18 protein-coding genes are annotated in these 19,255 nt (G+C 66.9%); 13 read left to right on the forward strand and 5 right to left on the reverse strand.

Annotated elements, in window-relative coordinates; all coding sequences use genetic code 11:
• The first annotated feature begins 40 nt into the window (after nt 1-40).
• On the forward strand, nt 41-823 hold the full coding sequence (locus AC1DXS_RS10420; RefSeq protein ID WP_477737438.1) for an enoyl-CoA hydratase: 783 nt from the start codon (nt 41-43) through the stop codon (nt 821-823).
• A gap of 92 nt (nt 824-915) precedes the next feature.
• Here the strand turns inward: AC1DXS_RS10420 and AC1DXS_RS10425 are convergent, their stop codons facing one another.
• Nucleotides 916-1,932, reverse strand: coding sequence for a LysR substrate-binding domain-containing protein (locus AC1DXS_RS10425; protein WP_477737439.1), 1,017 nt, complete (start codon nt 1,930-1,932; stop codon nt 916-918).
• Between the two features lie 157 nt (nt 1,933-2,089).
• On the opposite strand from AC1DXS_RS10425, the gene AC1DXS_RS10430 reads away from it, so the two are divergent.
• From AC1DXS_RS10430 to hpaI, 5 genes are all read left to right on the forward strand, one after another.
• Entirely contained in the window at nt 2,090-3,118 is a 1,029-nt protein-coding gene (locus AC1DXS_RS10430) for a tripartite tricarboxylate transporter substrate binding protein (protein WP_477737440.1), read from the forward strand.
• Nucleotides 3,119-3,147: 29 nt separating this feature from the next.
• Nucleotides 3,148-4,701 (forward strand): UxaA family hydrolase, encoded by a 1,554-nt coding sequence (locus AC1DXS_RS10435; RefSeq protein ID WP_477737441.1) that lies wholly within the window; start codon nt 3,148-3,150, stop codon nt 4,699-4,701.
• A gap of 156 nt (nt 4,702-4,857) precedes the next feature.
• A complete protein-coding gene (locus AC1DXS_RS10440) occupies nt 4,858-5,862 on the forward strand; it encodes a Bug family tripartite tricarboxylate transporter substrate binding protein (RefSeq protein ID WP_477737442.1) in 1,005 nt (334 codons plus the stop codon).
• A 4-nt stretch (nt 5,863-5,866) separates the two neighbouring features.
• Nucleotides 5,867-6,826, forward strand: coding sequence for an NAD(P)-dependent oxidoreductase (locus tag AC1DXS_RS10445; protein WP_477737443.1), 960 nt, complete (start codon nt 5,867-5,869; stop codon nt 6,824-6,826).
• Nucleotides 6,827-6,868: 42 nt separating this feature from the next.
• The gene (gene hpaI / locus AC1DXS_RS10450) at nt 6,869-7,672 is read left to right on the forward strand and encodes a 4-hydroxy-2-oxoheptanedioate aldolase (RefSeq protein ID WP_477737444.1); all 804 of its coding nucleotides are present in this window, start codon (nt 6,869-6,871) and stop codon (nt 7,670-7,672) included.
• An 18-nt stretch (nt 7,673-7,690) separates the two neighbouring features.
• Here the strand turns inward: hpaI and amaB are convergent, their stop codons facing one another.
• From amaB to AC1DXS_RS10465, 3 genes are read right to left on the reverse strand one after another with little or no spacing between them, the layout of a single operon-like run.
• The gene (gene amaB / locus AC1DXS_RS10455) at nt 7,691-9,202 is read right to left on the reverse strand and encodes an L-piperidine-6-carboxylate dehydrogenase (protein ID WP_477737445.1); all 1,512 of its coding nucleotides are present in this window, start codon (nt 9,200-9,202) and stop codon (nt 7,691-7,693) included.
• A 30-nt stretch (nt 9,203-9,232) separates the two neighbouring features.
• Nucleotides 9,233-10,450, reverse strand: a complete 1,218-nt coding sequence (locus tag AC1DXS_RS10460; protein WP_477737446.1) for an aminotransferase-like domain-containing protein — start codon at nt 10,448-10,450, stop codon at nt 9,233-9,235.
• The gene (locus tag AC1DXS_RS10465; RefSeq protein WP_477737447.1) at nt 10,447-11,475 is read right to left on the reverse strand and encodes a 2-oxoadipate dioxygenase/decarboxylase family protein; all 1,029 of its coding nucleotides are present in this window, start codon (nt 11,473-11,475) and stop codon (nt 10,447-10,449) included. Before AC1DXS_RS10465 ends, AC1DXS_RS10460 begins: the two co-directional genes overlap by 4 nt.
• A 99-nt stretch (nt 11,476-11,574) precedes the next feature.
• On the opposite strand from AC1DXS_RS10465, the gene AC1DXS_RS10470 reads away from it, so the two are divergent.
• Nucleotides 11,575-12,471, forward strand: a complete 897-nt coding sequence (locus AC1DXS_RS10470; RefSeq protein ID WP_477737448.1) for a LysR family transcriptional regulator — start codon at nt 11,575-11,577, stop codon at nt 12,469-12,471.
• Nucleotides 12,472-12,571: 100 nt separating this feature from the next.
• Here AC1DXS_RS10470 and AC1DXS_RS10475 read toward each other — a convergent pair whose 3' ends face one another.
• Entirely contained in the window at nt 12,572-13,393 is an 822-nt protein-coding gene (locus AC1DXS_RS10475; RefSeq protein WP_477737449.1) for an IclR family transcriptional regulator, read from the reverse strand.
• 206 nt (nt 13,394-13,599) lie between these two features.
• Here AC1DXS_RS10475 and AC1DXS_RS10480 point away from each other — a divergent pair, with 206 nt between their 5' ends.
• The 6 genes from AC1DXS_RS10480 to AC1DXS_RS10505 are packed head-to-tail and all read left to right on the forward strand — an operon-like array spanning nt 13,600 to nt 19,224.
• On the forward strand, nt 13,600-14,670 hold the full coding sequence (locus AC1DXS_RS10480) for an ABC transporter ATP-binding protein (protein WP_477737450.1): 1,071 nt from the start codon (nt 13,600-13,602) through the stop codon (nt 14,668-14,670).
• Nucleotides 14,667-15,548: an ABC transporter permease gene (locus tag AC1DXS_RS10485; protein ID WP_477712497.1), complete on the forward strand. Its 882-nt coding sequence runs from the start codon at nt 14,667-14,669 to the stop codon at nt 15,546-15,548. The genes AC1DXS_RS10480 and AC1DXS_RS10485 overlap by 4 nt, the downstream gene beginning before the upstream one ends.
• Before the next feature lie 10 nt (nt 15,549-15,558).
• Complete coding sequence (locus AC1DXS_RS10490; protein ID WP_477737451.1) at nt 15,559-16,353, forward strand: ABC transporter permease; 795 nt, start codon at nt 15,559-15,561, stop codon at nt 16,351-16,353.
• The gene (locus tag AC1DXS_RS10495) at nt 16,350-16,682 is read left to right on the forward strand and encodes a (2Fe-2S)-binding protein (protein WP_477737452.1); all 333 of its coding nucleotides are present in this window, start codon (nt 16,350-16,352) and stop codon (nt 16,680-16,682) included. The genes AC1DXS_RS10490 and AC1DXS_RS10495 overlap by 4 nt, the downstream gene beginning before the upstream one ends.
• Nucleotides 16,679-18,061, forward strand: a complete 1,383-nt coding sequence (locus tag AC1DXS_RS10500; RefSeq protein WP_477737453.1) for an FAD/NAD(P)-dependent oxidoreductase — start codon at nt 16,679-16,681, stop codon at nt 18,059-18,061. Before AC1DXS_RS10495 ends, AC1DXS_RS10500 begins: the two co-directional genes overlap by 4 nt.
• Nucleotides 18,058-19,224: an NAD(P)/FAD-dependent oxidoreductase gene (locus tag AC1DXS_RS10505; RefSeq protein ID WP_477737454.1), complete on the forward strand. Its 1,167-nt coding sequence runs from the start codon at nt 18,058-18,060 to the stop codon at nt 19,222-19,224. The genes AC1DXS_RS10500 and AC1DXS_RS10505 overlap by 4 nt, the downstream gene beginning before the upstream one ends.
• Nucleotides 19,225-19,255 lie beyond the last annotated feature (31 nt).

A 19,255-nucleotide genomic window follows, 5' to 3' on the forward strand; every position in this document is an offset into this window, starting at 1 on the left:
TTCTCAGGCCCCTACACTTGGCGTCTCAACGGAAAACACCATGACCACTTCCACCCCTATCCCTGAAATCCTGAGCCACGTCGACGCCGGTGTGATGACCATCACGCTGAACCGCCTGGACAAAAAGAACTCCATCACCTCCGCCATGTACGGCGCCATGGCCGACGCGCTTGAATCCGCGCAGCATGACGCAGCGGTGCGCGCCGTGGTGATCCAGGGCCATGAGACGATTTTTTCGGCCGGCAACGACATTGCCGATTTCCTGAACAAGCCGCCCGCAACGCAGGACTCGCCGGTATTCCGCTTCCTGCGCGGCATCAGCAGCTTTCCCAAGCCGCTGGTGGCTTCTGTATGCGGCCCGGCTGTCGGCATTGGCACCACGCTGCTGCTGCATTGCGACCTGGTGTATGCGGGCGACAACGCCGCGTTCTCCATGCCTTTTGTCAACCTGGGCCTGTGCCCCGAGGCGGCGTCCAGCTTGCTGGTGCCGCAGCTCATGGGTTACCCGCGCGCGGCCGAGGCGCTGCTGCTGGGCGAGCCCTTCATGGCCGAGACTGCGCTCGAAATCGGCTTGATCAACCGCATCGTGCCGCCCACCGAAGCCAATGCGCTGGCCCAAAGGCAGGCGCAAAAACTGGTGGCCAAGCCGCTGAGCGCGCTAATGGAAACCAAGCGCCTCATGAAAAAGGGCAATGCCACCCTGGTCGCCGAGCGCATGGCCGAAGAGGGCGCGAGTTTCGGCCGCATGCTGGGTGAGCCGGCTGCGCGCGAGGCGTTTTCGGCTTTCCTGGGCAAGCGCAAGCCGGATTTCAGCGAAGTCTGAATCTTGCTCCTTCCCCCGCTGGGGGAAGGCTGGGATGGGGGCCTCGGCCTTATTTGGGGCTGCGATGAATCATCCGCCGCAGGCCCCCATCCCTACCTTCCCCCAGCGGGGGAAGGAGTCACACGGACCCGCATCGGTTTGCGGTTCCCGCGAGCCTTGGCCTGCGGATCGGATTGCCGGATGGATTCCGCGGTCAGGCGCAGGCAGGCCATCAACTGCTCGCTGCTGGGCGTCAAGCGCCGGCCCCGCACGGTGATGAGCCCTATGGGCGGCAGTTCGATCGGAACCTCGATAGCCGGGACGTCGAACAAACCTTCCCGCTGGAAGTGCAGGGCGACCGAGCGCGCCAGGAATCCGGCCGCGTCGCGCTGCTGCACAAAGGTGCTGAGCGCCAGGAAGGACGATGTCTCGATGATGTCGCTGGGCGGGTTCAGGCCGTGGCGAAAGAAAGTCTGTTCGAGCTTCACGCGCAGCGATGCCCAGGGCGGTGGCAGCACGCAGGGCATGCCGGCCAGGTCGTTCCAGCCCGTTTTTTTCTGGCGCATGAGCGCGTGGCCGTGTTTGACCACGGCCACCATGGGCTCGTCGAACAGCGCCTCCGTCACCAGGTCGGGGGCGGCGTAGCCGGGCTCCAGGCGGCCGACGAACAGGTCCAGCTCGCCCATGCGCAGCCGGGGCAACAGCCGCGTCAGGTCACCTTCCTCGACCAGCACGGTCGCCAGGGTTGAACGCTGCTTGAGCAGCTTGACGGCGCCCGCCAGCAGCACCGGCATGGCCACCACCATGGCGCCCACACGTGTGCGTCCGGCCGCGCCGCTGGCCACGGCGGCAATCTCGTCGCGCGTGTGCTCGTATTCGGCCAGCACCGAGCGGGCAAACCGGATCAGCGCCTGGCCGCTGGAAGTCGGTTCAGTCCCTCGGGTAGAGCGGTCGAACAGGGTGAGCTCGAGCATGCTCTCGACCTCGGAGAGCATTTTTGAGACGGCGGGCTGGCTGACCGACAGGAACTCGGCGGTCCGGCCCAGGTGGCGGAACTGGTCCAGCGCCACCAGCAGCTGCAAATGGCGCAGCTTGATGTTGGAACGCAGGGCGCGGTCTATCTGGGTCATGAATCATGTTAACCGAAAGGTTATGAAGTGATTCTGAAATTCGATTGGATTGTTATGAGGAAGCCGACAAGAATCGGGGAACAAAAAAACGCGACAAGGGGCAGCAATCGCTGTCGCCAACGCGCTGACAGCGTCCACCCAGAGGCAGACAAACCCCATGAAACCGTCCCCCCGGCTTTCCCCTTCGCTTTCCCTTTCTTCATTCAGTGTCAGGCGCCGCAGCCTGTTGATCGGCAGTGCCGCGATTGGCGCCGCGGCGCTGACCAAACCTTTGCTTGCCGCAGCCCAGGGCTATCCCGAGCGGCCCCTGACTTTCATCTGCCCCTGGCCTGCGGGCGGCACCGCCGACCAGTCCATGCGCGCCCTGTGCCAGGTCGCCTCGCGCGTGCTGGGCCAGGCCATCGCGGTGGAAAACAAGGTGGGCGCTTCCGGCATGATCGGCACCCGGGCCATGGCCTCCGCCAAGCCCGACGGCTACACCATCGGCCAGGTTCCGATTTCCGTCACGCGCTTTTCGCAGCTGGGCACCCTGCAACTGGACCCACTCAAGGATTTGACCTACCTGGCCCGCACCTCGGGCCAGACTTTCGGCATGGCCGTCCCCGCGGAATCGCGCTTCAAGTCGTTGCAGGAGCTCGTCGCCTTTGCCAAGGCCAACCCCGGCAAGCTGACTTATGCCCACGCGGGCGTCGGCGGCGCCACGCATGTGGGCATGGAAGAGTTCGCGTTGGCCGCGGGCATCCAGTTCAACCATGTTCCCTACAAGGGCGGCGCCGAGGCGCTGCAGGCTGTACTCGGCGGGCATGTGGACTTGCTGGCCGATTCCAGTTCCTGGGCGCCGCACGTCGAGGCGGGCAAGCTCAGGCTGCTGGCCACCTGGGGCGAACGCCGCGCTTCGCGGTTCAAGGACGCGCCCACGCTCAAGGAACTGGGCTACAACGTCGTGGTCGATGCGCCCAACGGCATAGGCGCGCCCAAAGGCCTGGACCCGGCCGTGGCCATGAAGCTGCGCGAGGCCTTTCGCGTGGCCGTGGCCAGCCCCGAGTTCAAGCAGGTGGCCGACAGGATAGATGCGCCCGTGCTGTACCTGGACGGCCCCGACTACGAAAAATACGTGGCCGCCATGTACCAGAAAGAAACCACCCTGATCGACAAGCTCAAGCTCAAGGAATTGATGAAGAGCTAGGAGCTCCGCGTCAAACGCCGAACGCAACCATGACCGCCATCACCACTTCCACTACTTCACCCACCGTCAGCCCGCTGATCCGCCTGCACGCCAACGACAACGTGCTGGTCGCCAAAACCGCGCTGTCGCTGGGCCAGGAATTGCCGGAAATCGGCGCGCGCGTGCGCGCGCAGGTGCCGGCGGGACACAAGATCGCGGCCCGCCGCATCGCGCAGGGCGAGCGCATCCTGAAGTACGACACGGTGATCGGTGTGGCCGCTCGCGACATCGAGGCGGGCGACTACGTCCATTCGCACAACATRGCGCTGGTGGATTTTGAGCGCGATCCGGCCTTCGGGCAGGATGTGCGGCCGGTGGACTATGTGCCGCAGGCCGAGCGCGCCAGCTTCATGGGTTTTGTGCGCCCCGACGGCCGCGTGGGCACCCGCAATTTCATCGGCATCCTGTCCTCGGTCAATTGCTCGGCGACCGTCATCAAGAACATCGCGGCCCACTTCACGCCAGAGCGGCTGGCGGCCTTTCCGCATGTGGACGGCGTGGCGGCCTTCGCGCAGACCAGCGGCTGCGGCATGTCTTCACCCAGCGAGCATTTCGACGTGCTGCGCCGCACCCTGGCCGGCTATGCGCGCCACCCCAACCTGGCCGGTGTGCTGATCGTCGGCCTGGGCTGCGAGCGCAACCAGGTCTCGTCGCTGGTGGAGTCGCAGGGCCTGGAGACCAGCAAGCTGATGCGCACGATGGTGATGCAGGAGGTCGGCGGCACCCGCGCGACGATCGAAGCCGGCATCGCCGCCATCTACGAGATGCTGCCTGAAGCCAATGCGGCCAGGCGCCAGCCTGTGCCGGCAAGCCACCTGAAGATAGGCCTGGAGTGCGGCGGCTCGGACGGCTTTTCGGGTATCACGGCCAACCCGGCGCTGGGTGCGGCCATGGACATCCTGGTGCGCCACGGCGGCACCGCCATCCTGTCGGAGACCCCTGAAATCCACGGCGTCGAATACATGCTCACCCGGCGCGCCGTCACGCCCGAAGTGGGGCAGAAGCTGCTGGACCGGCTGGCCTGGTGGGAAAAATACACGGCGGGCCACAACGCGCAGTTCAACGGCGTGGTGGGGCACGGCAACCAGGCCGGCGGGCTGGCCAATATTTTCGAGAAATCGCTGGGCTCGGCCATGAAGGGCGGCACCACGCCGCTGCAGGCGGTCTATGAATATGCAGAGCCCATCACCCAGAACGGCTTTGTCTTCATGGACTCGCCCGGCTACGACCCGGTGGCCTCGACCGGCCAGATCGCCAGCGGCGCCAATCTGATTTGTTTCACCACGGGCCGAGGCTCCATGTTCGGTTCCAAGCCGGCGCCCACGATCAAGCTGGCCAGCAACACGCCGATGTTCAAACGCCTTGAAGAAGACATGGACATCAACTGCGGCGCCATCCTGGACGGCGAGCTCGACGTCGCGCAGATGGGCCGGCGGATTTTTGAGGAGATCCTGCGCCACGCCTCGGGCGAGCCGACCAAGAGCGAGGCGCTGGGCCTGGGCGACCACGAATTTGTGCCCTGGCACCTGGGCATCGTCAGCTGAGCGGCACAACAGCTGTCGACTGCGCATCAAGCATCCCGCCAGGGGCTGCCCGAGGGGCGGCACATGGCAAGCGGCCGGAGGGCCGGCCGAGGCGATCCGCCTGAAATGCCCTCGAAGCGCCAGACTGTTTGAAAAATACACAAGGAGACAATGACCATGCCAAGCCTTACTCCCGCCGTGCGGCGCATCGCCCGCCGCATGCTGCTGCTGCTGGCCGCCCTGGCCGCCTGCGCGCTGGGCCCTGCGGCCCACGCGCAAAGCGACTATCCCAACAAACCGCTGACCCTGCTGGTGCCTTACCCCGCCGGCGGCGCCAACGATGCCGTGGCACGCCTGGTGGGGCAAAAGATGAGCGAGAGCCTCAAGCAGCCGGTCATCATCGACAACCGCCCCGGCGCCGGCACCACCATCGGCACCGCCGCGGCGGCCAAGGCCGCTCCCGACGGCTACACCCTGGTGCTGGGCTCGCTGGCGAGCCACGCCGTCAGCCCGCACCTCTATGCCAAGCCCGGTTATGACGCCATCGCCGACTTCACGCCCGTGGGCACCATAGGCGTGGTGCCCATGGTGCTGATCGTCGCCAAGGAATCGCCTTACACCGACCTGCGCTCGCTGGTCGAAGCCGCGCGGCGCCAGCCGAATACGCTGAACTATGGTTCCGCCGGCAACGGTTCCCCGCTGCATCTGGCGGCCGAGCTGTTCAAGCAGAGCGCGCATATCCAGATCAGCCATGTGCCCTACAAGGGCGGCAACGCCCACACCATGGACCTGTTGGGCGGCCGGCTCGACATGATCCTGGATACCCTGACCAGCGCCGCGCCGCTGATCAAGGGCGGCAAGGTCCGGGCCCTGGCCGTCGCGGCGCCCTCACGCCTGCCCGAGCTGCCGGGTGTCCCCACTTTTTCGGAGGCGGGCTACCCCGGCTTTGAGGTCAATGCCTGGTATGCGCTGTACGCACCCGCCAAGACCAGCAAGGAAGTCATCAGCCGCCTTAACGCGACGCTTGTCGCCGTGCTCAAACAGCCCGACGTTCTGGAAAAATTCGGCAACCTGGGCGTGCGGACCCAGCCCGGCCCGCCGCAAGACCTGGCCCGCTTTACCCAGGACGAATGGGACCGCTATGGCAAGCTCATTACCGCCAGCGGCATCCGCATAGACTGAGCCCATGGATTCCAACTTCCAGGTTCTCGTCACCGCCGCCCACTGGGCCCCGTCCGCGCAAGACATCGTGCGCGGCGCGGGCGGGCAGATCACTTTTCTGCCCGATCCCGTAACTGAAGACGTACTGGCGGCTCAGCTGGCGGCCACAGGCGCGCAGGCTGTGGTGCTACGGGGCTCCAAGCCCATTTCGGCGCGCGTGCTGGCCGCCGCCCCGGCGCTGAAGATCGTCGCCAAGAACGGCGCGGGCGTGGACGGCGTGGACCTGGCCGCCGCCCGCCAGCGCGGCGTTGCCGTCGCCGTGGCGCCCGCCGCGAATGCCGATGCCGTGGCCGAGCACGCGCTGGCGCTCATGCTCTCGCTCACACGGCAATTGCCTTTGCTCGACAACATGGTGCGCGGCGGCCGCTGGGCCGACGGCAGTTGGCAAGGGCGCGATTTCCGCGGTGCCGTGGTCGGCATCGTGGGCTACGGCAGCATAGGCCGCAGCACGGCGCGACTCGCCGCCGCGCTCGGCGCCCGGGTGCTGGTGCTGCGCCCCCATGGGCAGGCGGACAGCCATGCCACGGAGCCCGACCTGGACCGCCTTCTGGCGCAGGTCGACATCCTGAGCCTGCACTGCCCGCTGACCGAACGCACACGCGGCCTGATAGGCCGGCGCGAACTGTCGCTCATGCGGCGCGGCAGCCTGCTCATCAATACGGCGCGCGGCCCCGTCGTGGACGAAGCCGCGCTGCTGGAGGCCTTGCAGTCCGGCCAGCTGGAGGGTGCTGGGCTGGATACCTTTGACACCGAGCCGCTGCCTGCCGGCCACCCGCTGCTGGCCCTGCCCAATGTGCTGCTCACGCCGCATGTCGCGGGCGTCACCCGCAACGCCGCCCTGCAGGTGGCGAACATCACCGCGCGTAACATCGTGGATTACCTGGCCACCGGCACCTTGCCCGCCCATCACCTCGTGGCGGCTTGAGCCGGCCCGGCCGCTCCTTTTATTTCCGGACCCGACACCTCCATGCCCGCCAACAATCCCTTCAAAACCGCTCTCGCTGCCCGCCGGCCCCAGGTCGGTCTGTGGCTTTCCATGGCCGATCCCTACCTTGCCGAGGTCAGCGCCACGGCCGGCTTCGACTGGCTGTTGATCGACGGCGAACATGCACCCAACGATGTGCGCAGCACGCTGGCTGCGCTCCAGGCCGTGGCGCCTTACCGCGCACAGCCCGTGGTGCGCGCGGTGGCCGGCGAGGTGCCACTGGTCAAGCAATTGCTGGACATAGGCGCGCACAACCTGCTGATCCCCATGGTCGACACGGCCGAGCAGGCGCGCGCCATGGTCAGCGCCACACGTTACCCGCCGCTGGGTATACGCGGGGTTGGCAGCGCCGTGGGGCGTGCTTCGCGCTGGAGCGCGCGCACCGACTACCTCGACGCAGCGGACGACGAAGTCTGCCTGCTGGTGCAGGCGGAAACCGTGACGGCCCTGGGCAATTTGGAGGCGATTTGTGCAGTGGAGGGCGTGGACGGCGTCTTCATAGGCCCTGCCGACCTGGCCGCCTCCATGGGCCACCGCGGCAAGCCCGGCCACTCCGAGGTGCAGGCCGCAATCGAAAAGGCCATGAAAACCATCATCGCTTCGGGCAAGGCCGCCGGCACGCTGACCTCGGACCCGGCGCTGGCCAGGCGTTACCTCGCGCTGGGCTGCACGTTTGTGGCTGTCGGCGTTGACGTCCTGGTCTATGCCAATGCCGCCAGGCGCCTGGCGGCGGATCTTGTGCCATCCGGCGCCGTGCAGCCGGCCGCGCCCGGCGCGGCCTACTGATACCAGCCCTCTCAGGCCCTAGATATCAAAGCGTATGCCCTGGGCCAGCGGCAGGCTTGAGCCGTAGTTGACGGTATTCGTCGCGCGGCGCATATAGGCCTTCCACGAATCCGATCCCGACTCGCGGCCGCCGCCGGTTTCCTTCTCGCCGCCGAAGGCGCCGCCTATCTCGGCGCCGCTGGTGCCTATGTTGACGTTGGCGATGCCGCAGTCCGAACCGCGCGCCGAGGTGAAGAGCTCGGCCTCGCGCAGGTCCTGCGTGAAGACGGCCGATGACAGGCCGTGCGCCACCGCGTTGTTCATCGCGATCGCGTCCTCAAAGCTGTCGTAAGGCACCACGTAGAGGATGGGCGCGAAGGTCTCGTGCAGCATGGGGCCGGCCTGCTCTTTCAGTTCCACAATCGCGGGGCGCACATAGTGGGCCGTACCCTCGCCGGGCTGCTTGTCGCCGAAGTGCACTTGGGCGCCCAGCTTTTTGGCTTCGGCCAGGGCAGACTGCATGGCGTCGAACGCGCGGCCGTCTATCAGCGGGCCGACCAGCGTGCCGTCTTTGAGCGGGTTGCCTATGGGCAGGCGTTCAAACACGGCGACCAGGCGTTTGACCAGTTCCGGGTAGATGGAGCGGTGCACGATCAGGCGGCGCAAGCTGGTGCAGCGCTGGCCGGCGGTGCCGGCGGCCGCGAAGGCCGCGCCGCGCACCACGAGTTCCAGGTTGGCCGAAGGGGCGACGATGGCCGCGTTGTTGCCGCCCAGTTCCAGCAGCGAGCGCTTGAAGAGGCCCGCGCAGGCCATCGCTACGTTTTTACCCATGGCGGTGGAGCCGGTGGCGCTGACCAGTTTCACATGTGGGTGATTCACCAGCGCCTCGCCGGTGGCGCGTTCGCCTATCAGCAGCTCGCTCAGGCCCTCGGTGGCCAGGCCCAGGTCTTTGGCCGTCTGCAGCAGCAGGCCGTTGAGCGCGATGGCCGACAGCGGTGTTTTCTCCGAAGGCTTCCAGGCCAGGGTGTTGCCGCAGACCAGGGCCAGCGCGGCATTCCAGGCGAACACCGCCATCGGGAAGTTAAAGGCCGAGATGATGCCGACCACGCCCACGGGATGCCAGGTTTCCAGCAGCTTGTGGTCGGGGCGCTCGCTGGCAATCGTGAGGCCGTAAAGCTGGCGCGAGAGGCCGACCGCGAATTCGCAGATGTCTATGACTTCCTGCACCTCGCCCAGGCCTTCCTGCAGGATCTTGCCGGTCTCCAGCGAGATCAGCTGGCCCAGTTCGGCCTTATGGCGGCGCACGGTTTCGCCGAAGGCGCGCACCAGCTCGCCGCGCTTGGGCGCGGGCACATTGCGCCATTCGAGAAAGCGCTGCTGGGCGGCGTTGAGCGCGCTGTCCACCTCGGCGGCGCTGTGCACGGCCACGCGGGCCAGCTGGCTGCCGTCTACGGGCGTGGCCACCGTGATGGCCGAGGCCGCCTTGCTGGCCAGGTCGGCGCTCAGGCCCAGGGCTTTGAAGAGGAATGAAACGTCGTTGGCGTGACTCATGATGAAGTCCTTTCTTGGTGTGTCTTGAAATCAGTGTGGGCTGGCGAGCTCGCGCAGGCCGCGGCCCAGGCGTTCGGCGCCCTGCCGCAACGCCTGGTGCGCGGGGTTGGCAAAACTCAGGCGCAACCAGGGCTGTGCGGCGCCGCTGATGCTGAAGGCGGCGCCGGGCACCACCAGCACCTGGTTGGCCAGGCCGAAGTCCACCCAGGCCTGGGTGGGCAGCAGCGGCAGTGCGCTGGAGAGCTTTGCCCATATGAACATGCCGCCTTGCGGCTTGTCAAATTCAAGCAGGCCGCCGCAATGCGTGCGCAATGCCTGGTCCAACGTATCGCCTTTGGCGGCATAAGCCGGGCGCAGCATGTCCAGGTGCGATGCCAAGCGTCCGGAGGCCAGCATGGCCGTCAAGGTCAATTGCTCCAGCGAGCCGCTGTGCACATCGGCCGCCTGCTTGGCCAGCACCACGCCGCGCGCGATCTCGGCCGGCGCAAGCAGCACACCCAGGCGCAGCGCCGGGGCCACCACTTTGGAATAGCTGGTCATATAGGCAACCTGCGCGGGCGAGCCGGCCTGCTGGTTCAACTGCGCGAGCGAAGGCGGCGGCGGCGCGCCAAACCAGAGCTCGCCGTAGGGGTCGTCTTCGAGCAACGTCACGCGGTATTGCGCGGCCAGTTCCAGAAGGCGCAGGCGGCGCGCCAGCGGCATCACGGCGCCGGTCGGGTTCGCGAAATTCGGCACCACGTAAAGCACGCGCGGGCTTTGGGCTTGAAGCAGGGCTTCAAGCTTGTCGACATCCATGCCTTGCGCATCGGTCGGCACTTCGACAAGGCGTGCGCCCGCAAAGCGGAAAGCCTGCAGCGCCGCAGGATAGTTAAAGGATTCCACGGCCACGCCTTCGCCGGGCTCCACCAGCACGCGCGCGAGCAGGTCTATGGCCTGCTGCGAGCCGGTGGTGATCAGCACATCCTCCGCCTGCGCCGCCAGGCCGCGTTGCGTCAGCAAGGCCGCACTGGCCTCACGCAGTTCTGCAAGGCCTTCGGTCGCGCCGTATTGCAGGCTGCGGCCTTGCAGCGTGCCCGCTACCTCGAGCAGCGATTCGCGCAGCCACTCGGCCGGCAGCAGCGCCGGGTCGGGGTGGCCGCCGGCCAATGACACCATGCCTTCGCGGCCGGCCAGCGCCAGCATGGCACGTATCGGCGAGCCGCTGGCCTGCGCGTAGAGCGGACGCAGCGGCCCGCGCGCGGCGGTCATGCGCGGGCGGCCGTCATGCCAAAAATGCCGGTGGCGTTGCCGGCGTCAAAAGCCAGGTCCAGGCGCGGCTGCACCGGGTCGTTGGCCGCGCCGGCGGTTTGCAGTGCGTCGCGCGTGATGAATTCGTAAAACGAGCCGGGCACCTCGCGCGAGACGCGGCCTTCGGGCGTGATGAAGTCGCGCTGCACGCCTGCGGCGCGAAAGGCCGTCTGGCGCACGCGGCCGCTGGCCGAGACCTCGACCTTGTCTTTGATGGGCCGGCCCAGCGCGCGCTGGCGAGTCGCCACCGCATCCACGTCGTCCACGCGATCGGTCGCATGGTTAAAGGCATTGCCCTCGGTGGAAATCCAGGCCATCTCGGCGGACTCGGCCAGCAGCAGTTCGTAATCGTCCATCGCGAACACACCGTGCTGGCGGTCAAAGCATTGCAGCAGCTGCGGCAGCAGGCGCAGCGCCTGCGCCAGCGGCAGCACGCCGTCGCGCGTGAGCTGCTCGAGGTCGGCAATATCCTGCGGGCCCAGCGGGTCGCGCGAAGTCGACAGCACGCGCGTGACGGCCGACTGGAAGGGCGCGGAGAACTGCTCGGGGTGCAGCTCGGAGACAAAAAACTGCGCGATCTCTTCGGGGAAATCGCGGTGGCTGTAGGCCCGGCCCGTCATCTTCAGGCGCGGCAGCGGGTAAGTGCCCTGCAGTTCAAAACCCAGCGGGCGCAGCACACGCGTGAAGGCCGCTTCGCCGGCCGGCAGCGCGCCGCTGGGCCAGCGCACGGTGCGCAGCGCGCCGTGGTCAAACACCACCTTGCGCTGCTGGCCCAGCACGTCGCTGGCGATGTAGTCCTGCCCGGCCGGTACCCGCTGCACCAGGCCGTGAAACAGCGCCATATTGAGTGCCTGGGCCAGTTCCGCGCGGCTCACGCTGCCCGAGGCAGCCTGCTGCAGGCCAGGATGAACGTACATCTGTTCATGGATGGTTTGAACGGCTTCGGGCGGAAGGCAGGCGGCAAGCAGTTTCTGGAGGTGGGTCATTTCAGGCGTATTTATGGCAGGTGAAGGCTGGATTCTCGGCAATTTGGCCCATGGCGACAAAGGATCAATTTCGATGGATGCATGAGATATATTCATGCGATGCGCCGCAAAATCCCCTCCACCCAGGCCCTGCTGGCCTTTGAAGCGGCCGCCCACCGCGGCAGCTTTACCCTGGCGGCGCAAGACCTGTCGGTGAGCCAGAGCGCGGTCAGCCACCAGATCCTGGGGCTGGAGCAGGAGCTGGACGTGAGCCTGTTCCGCCGCCTGCCGCGCCAACTGGAACTGACCGACGCCGGCCGTTCGCTGCTGGCGCGGGTCAGCCCGGCGCTGGATGCGCTGGAAGCCGCGATGCTGGACCTGGTCTCGTCCAAAGGCGAGGGCGGCACGCTGGAGCTGGGCGTGGTGCCGACCTTTGCGACCAAGTGGCTGATCCCGCGCATGCCCTCCTTCCTGAAGGCGCATCCGCATGTGACGCTGAACCTGGCGACGCGCCTGCAGCCGTTTGATTTTTCATTGACGGGGCTGGACGCCGCCATCCACTACGGCCGGCCCGACTGGCCGGGCACGGAATCGGAATACCTGATGGGCGAAGACAGCGTGGTGGTGTGTAGCCCGGCGCTGGTCAAAAAGCGCCAGTTGCGCAAGCCGGTCGATGTATTGAAGTTCACGCTGATCCACCAGAGCACCCGGCCGCACGCCTGGCGCGATTGGTTCCAGCTGGCCGGCATCGACGATGCGCAGGGCGCGGGCACCGGTCCCAAGTACGAGCTGTTTTCCATGATCGCGCAAGCCGTGAAGGCCGGCCTGGGCCTGGCCGTGCTGCCGCGCTTCCTGGTGGCCGACGACATCGCCGACGGCACGCTGGCCGTGCCGTTTGAACTCTCGCTGAGTTCAGACTTCGCCTACTACCTGGTCTGGCCTTCGCAGAAAACCAGCTGGCGGCCGCTGGTGCAGTTGCGGGAATGGTTGCGCGAGCAGGCGGCGCCTCTCTCGTAAGCCGTGCTTTGCCGTGAAAGCTGACCGATCATTCAATTCCCGTTCGCCCTGAGCCTGTCGAAGGGCTTCGACAAGCTCAGCCCGAACGGGGTGGGGTGGGTTACACCTTGTCAGCCGGCGCCAAGCTTTGCGCGGGCCGCCGCAAGGTGCTGTCAAAAGGGTTGATCTGCGCGCCTATGGCCGCAGCCTCGCGCTTGAGCAATTCCACCACCGTGGGCAGGCGGTCCGGGCTCAGGCGTGAGGAAATCGTGCCCACGCTGAGGGCGGCGACGGCGCGGCCGTCGCGGTCCAGCACCGGCACGCCGACGCCGGCCATGCCGTCCAGCAGGTTGGTGTTGCGCCCGGCGTAGCCGAGCTCGCGCACGCGCTCGATCTCGGTGCGCAGGTAGACCTCGTCATACACGCCGAACTCGCGCACGCGCGGCAGGTTGTAGCGGATCACTTCCTCGCGTTCGGTTTCGGGCAGGAAGGCCAGGATGGCCAGGCTGCCCTGGCCCATGCCCAGGGCCACGCGTCCGCCGATGTCGCCGGTGAAGGAGCGTATCGGGAAGGGCCCCTCGCTGCGGTCCAGGCAGACCGCGTCAAAACCGCTGCGCACCAGCAAAAAAATGGTGTCGCCCAGGCTGGCGCACAGGCGCAGCATGGACGGCCGGCACAGGCCGCGCAGGTCCATGGCATTGCCGGCCTGGGCGGCCAGCGCGAAAAACTCGATGCTCAAACGGTAGAGCTTGGAGCCGGCTTCCTGCTCCACCACACGCTCGGCCACCAGGCTTTGCAGGATGCGGTGGGTGGTGGCCTGGGTCAGGCCCGTGGCCTTGGCGATGTGGGTGATGCGCCCGCCCTTGGCCTGTGTCGCGGCCAAGGCCCGAATGATGGAAAAAGCGCGCTGCACGCTGCTGGAGCTATTGTCTTCGTCTTTCACAGTCTCTCCTTTGGCGGAATCAGTATTGGCATAAGTGTATAGAAATTCCGTTAAACGGAATAAATCAAATAAAGATATCTCTATACGGAATAACCTATTGACGATTTTTTCGTACATGCCATAGCATGAAGTCATCAAGGTGTCACCGTTTTGTACGTCGTTTGGTACGTGCGGCGGTGGCCACCCCTGTTGCAGAGGTGCTCCCCATGTCCTTTTTGACCCTGGCGAATGTGAACAAGTCCTATGGCGCGACACGTGCCGTGGCCGACATGAACCTGTCGGTGGACAAGGGCGAATTCGTCTCGCTGCTGGGGCCCTCGGGCTGCGGCAAGACCACCACCTTGCAGATGATTGCGGGCTTTTGCGAGGTGACGTCCGGCCAGGTCACGCTGGATGGCCGCGACATCACCCATGCCAAACCCAATTCGCGCGGCCTGGGCATCGTGTTCCAGAGCTATGCGCTGTTTCCGCACATGAGCGTGTACGACAACGTGAGCTTTGGCCTGGAGATGCGGCGGGTTCCCAAGGAAGAGCGCACCGAACGCGTGAAGGCCGCGCTGGCCCTGGTGCACCTGGAGGGGCACGCCCATCGCTACCCGCGCGAGCTTTCGGGCGGGCAGCGCCAGCGCGTGGCCTTGGCGCGCGCGCTGGTCATCACGCCGCCCGTGCTGCTGCTGGATGAGCCGCTGTCCAACCTGGACGCCAAGCTGCGCGAAGAGATGCAGTTCGAGCTGCGGCAGATCCAGCGCAAGGTCGGCACTACCACCATCATGGTCACGCACGACCAGACCGAGGCCATGTCCATCAGCGACCGCGTGGTCGTCATGGAAGCCGGTCGCGTGACGCAGATCGACCAGCCGCACCGGCTCTATGAACACCCGCAGACCCGCTTTATCTCGAACTTTGTCGGCAAGGCCAATTTGCTGGAAGGCCGTGTGGCGGCCACCGGTCCCTGGACCACGGTGAATGTGGCTGGCGATGTGCCGATCGAAGTGGAGGCCGCCGGCGTGTCGCAGGGCGACGCGGTGGTGCTGAGCCTGCGCCCCGAAAAAATCCGCCTGGTACATGAGTCCCAGGGCCGCATGGGCGGCACGGTCAAGGAGCGTTTTTTCCTGGGCAGCCAGTGGCTTTACCAGGTGTCCACCGCCGCCGGCCAGCTTGCGGTGGTTTGCCCCAATGACGGCACGGCGCCGGCCGAAGAGGGCGCCAACGTGGGCCTGGACTGGACCGCGCAGCAGGTGCGCCTGCTGCCCGGCGCGCAAGGGGTGCCGGCATGAGCGGCGCCGCCGCGGCTGCTGCGCCCCGGGCAAGCGCCTCGCGCGCGCCCTGGCTGCTGTCGGCGCCGGCTTTCACGCTGTTCGCCTGCCTGCTGCTGGTGCCGCTGGCGCTCACGGCGGTGCTGTCCTTCCAGGTCTTTGACCACGCCACCGGCGTCAAGAACAGCTTCACGCTCGCGCATTACGCCGCCGTGCTGACGGACGACTACTACCACGGCATCTTCTGGCGCACGCTGTGGATTTCGGCGCTGACCACCCTGATCTGCGTGCTGGTGGGCGCGCCCGAGGCCTATGTGCTGAGCCGCATGCGCAGTCCCTGGCGCTCCATTTTGCTGCTGGTGGTGCTGGCGCCGCTGCTGGTGTCGGTGGTGGTGCGTGCCTTCGGCTGGAGCATGCTGCTGGGCCCCGAGGGCGTGGTCAACCAGCTCATGCGCGCCGTCGGCCTGCCGTCCATGCGCATTCTCTATACCGAAGCGGCCGTGGTCATCGCGCTGGTGCACGTGATGCTGCCCTTTATGGTGATCCCGGTCTGGACCTCGCTGCAAAAGCTGGACCCGGGCGTGGAAGACGCGGCGCTGTCACTCCAGGCTTCGCACTTCACCACCTTGCGCCGCATCATTTTTCCGCAGGTGCTGCCGGGTGTGCTCTCGGGCAGCCTGATCGTGTTTGGCCTCTCCGCCAGCGCCTTCGCGATTCCGGGGCTGCTGGGCGGTCGGCGCCTGAAGATGGTGGCCACCGTTGTGTACGACGAATACCTGCACGAGCTCAACTGGCCGCTGGGCGCGGCCATCGCGCTGACCTTGCTGCTGGCCAACCTGGCCATCATGCTGAGTTACAACCGCGTGCTCGAACGTTCCTACAAGAAGTCGCTGGGATAAGGAGCGCACCATGTCCAAAAACGGCCCCATTGCGCTGCTCTTCAACGCGCTCGTCATCGCCTTCATGCTGGCGCCGCTGGTCATTGTCTGCGTGGTGGCTTTCACGCCCGGCAATACGCTGGCCATCCCGACCACGGAGTTTTCCCTGCGCTGGTTCCGCGCGGTGTTCGCGCATTCGGATTTTGTGCAGTCCTTCAAGAACAGCCTCTGGCTGGCGTCGATTTCGGCCACGCTGGCGACTGTGCTGGCCGTTCCCGCGGGGTTGGCGATTGCGCGCCATACCTTCCCCGGCCGTGATTTCCTCAACGGCCTGTTTCTCTCGCCGCTCATCATTCCGCACCTGGTGCTGGGCGTGGCCCTGCTGCGCACCTTCTCGCTGATAGGCGCGACCGGCAGCTTCTTCTGGCTCGCGCTGGCGCACGTGGTCATCATCACGCCCTATGTGCTGCGCTTGGTGCTGGCCTCGGTGGAAGGCAGCGACCGCAGCGCCGAGCAGGCGGCCCTCTCGCTGGGCGCAAGCCAGGCCACGGTGTTCACCCGCGTCACGCTGCCCATGATTTTGCCGGGCGTCACCGGTGGTTGGCTGCTGGCCTTTATCAACAGCTTTGACGAGGTGACCATGTCCATCTTCGTCACCGCGCCTTCCACCGTGACGCTTCCGGTGCGCATGTATATGTACGCGACCGAGTCCATAGACCCGCTGATGGCGGCGGTCTCCGCGCTCATGGTGGCGCTGACCGCAGTGGCCATGCTGGTGCTGGACCGCATCTACGGCCTTGACAAGATTCTGGTGGGGCACAAATGAAACCATCCGACGAAACCCCCGGTGCAGCCGGGAAACCCAGGGCACTGCTGCAGCGCGTGGCCGAAGGCGGCCGCAAGCCCGTGGGCTTTGTGCTCAACGGCCAGCCGCTCACGGCGCTGGCCGGCGACACCGTGCTGACGGCGGTGCTCACACACAGCGCGCGTCTGCGCTTCAGCGAATTCAGCGGCGAGCCGCGCGCCGGTTTTTGCATGATGGGCGCCTGCCAGGATTGCTGGGTCGCCACCGAGTCGGGCAAGCGCCTGCGCGCCTGCGGCACCTTTGTCGAAGAAGGCATGCGGCTGGTGACCGGTGCGGAGGGGCTGGCATGAGCGTGCGGCCCGTCATTGTGGGCGCCGGCCCGGCCGGCGTGCGCGCGGCCCAGGCCCTGGTGGCGCACGGCCTGCGGCCGGTGGTGGTGGACGAAGCGCCGCGCTGGGGCGGGCAAATCTACCGCCAGCCGCCCGAGGGTTTCACGCGGCCCAAAGAGGCGCTCTATGGTTTTGAAGCCGGGCGCGCCGATGCACTGCACGGCGCCATGGCGGCCATCCTGGACAAGGTCGATTACCGTCCCGACACCCTGGTCTGGAGCGCGGAGGGCGGCAAGCTGGACTTGCTGCACAACGGCATGATGAGCACGCTGGCCTACAGCCACCTCATCGTCGCCACCGGCGCGACGGACCGTGTCCTGCCTTTTCCGGGCTGGACATTGCCCGGCGTTTACACACTGGGCGCCGCGCAGGTGGCGCTCAAGTTCCAGGGCTGCGCGATCGGCTCGCGCGTGGTCTTTGCCGGCACCGGGCCGCTGCTGTACCTGATCGCTTACCAATATGCCAAGGCCGGCGCAAAAGTTGCGGCGGTACTCGACACCGCCAGCTTCGCGGGCAAGGTCGCCGCCATGCCGGCCATGCTGCGTCAGCCGGCGCTGCTGGCCAAGGGTATGTACTACCTGGGCTGGCTGCGCGCGCACGGTGTCGCGGTGCACCAGGGGGTGGAGCTGGCGGCCGCCGAGGGCGGCGAACGTGTGCAGGCCATGCACTGGCGCAAGGCCGGCCGCGAACACCGTATTGATTGCGACGCTGTGGGTTTTGGCTACGCGCTGCGTTCCGAGACGCAACTGGCCGACCTGCTGGGCTGCCGCTTTGCTTATAACGAGCTGCAGCGCGGCGCGCTGCCCGAGCGCGACGCGGCCGGGCGTTCCAGCGTGGCCGGCGTGTACCTGGCCGGCGATGGTGCTGGCATCATGGGCGCTGATGCCGCCGAGTGGGCCGGCGAGCGCGCGGCACTGGCTCTGCTGGACGACACCGGGCAGCTCACCGATACATCGCGCGCTTTGTGGCTGGAGCAGCGCCTGGCGCGCGTCGCTGAGTTTCGCCGGGGGCTGGAGCGCGCGTTTCCCTTTCCGAGCGGCTGGGCCGCGGCCGCGCCGAACGAGCTGGTGGTATGCCGCTGCGAGGAAATTACGGCGGGGCAATTGCGCCGCTGCGTGGCCGACACCGGCGCACGCGAGATGAACCGCCTCAAGGCGTTGACGCGCGTCGGCATGGGTCGTTGCCAGGGCCGCACCTGCGGTGTGGCGGCGGCCGAGATTCTTGCGCAGGCCTGCGCCGCACAGCCCGATGCGGTGGGCCGCCTGCGCGGTCAGTCGCCCATCAAGCCCTTGCCGTTTTCAGCCATGGCCGCGCCGGCGCCCAGGCAGGAGGCCGCATGATGGAGCGCATCACGGCTGACGTGGCGATTGTGGGCGGCGGCATCATGGGCGCGTCGGCCGCGCTGTTTTTGCGCCGCATGGGTTTTTCGGTGGTGCTGCTCGAACGCGACCTTTGCGGCTCGCGCTCCAGCGGCGTGAACTACGGCGGCGTGCGCCGCCAGGGCCGGCCGGTCAGCCAGCTGCCGCTGTCGCAGCGCGCGCAGGGTCTGTGGGCGCGCCTGCCCGAACTGATAGGCACGGACGGCGAATACATCCAGTCCGGCCACCTGAAGATCGCGCGCAGCGAGGCCGACCTGGCATCGCTGGAAGGCTACCGCGCGCGCACGCTGGATTTCGGCATGGATTTACAGATGCTGTCCACGCGAGCGCTGCGCGAGCGCTGCCCCTGGCTGGGCAGGGCCGCCGTCGGCGCCTCGCTGTGCCCCGGCGACGGCCAGGCCAACCCGCGCCTGGTGTCGCCGGCCTTCGCGCTGGCCGCGCACAGGTTGGGCGCCCACATCCGCGAGCAGACCCGTGTGGACGAGGTCGCGCGCGACGGGGAGGTTTTTGTGCTGCGCTCGGGCGATGCGCTGGAAGTGCGCGCCAAACATTTGCTCAATTGCGCCGGCGCCTGGGCGGACCGCATCGCCGCGCAATTCGGCGAAACCGTGCCCATGGAGTCCGGCCACCCCGAGATGGCGGTGACCGAGCCGCTGCCTGTCTTCATGGACCTGAGCCTGGGCGTGGAAGGCGGCGGCGTCTACGCGCGTCAGGTGGCGCGCGGCAATTGCGTCATAGGCGGCGGCCGGGGTTATGCGCTGGACGACCAGCGCGCCCGCGTGCAGCGCAGCGGCCTGGCCGGCCTGATGCAGCAGACCGTCGAGCTGCTGCCGGCGCTGAAGAACGCCCACATCATCCGCACCTGGAGCGGCACCGAAGGCTACCTGCCGGACCGCCTGCCGGTGCTGGGCCCCAGCGCCACCACACCGGGCCTGATTCATGCATTCGGTTTTGCCGGCGGCGGCTTCCAGCTGGGGCCGGGCGTGGGCGCGGTGCTGGCCGACCTGGTCTGCGAGGGCCGCAGCGCCACGCCGATAGACGCTTTTTCGATTGAACGCTTTTCGCCAACCAGACCGCGTGCGGCAACCACCGGGTCTGCCTCTTCCTCTTCCACTGTTGTCTAGTTTGTTTCTTCACCCACGCCACCAGGAGCTT

The organism is Polaromonas sp. P3_B1 (assembly GCF_056402935.1).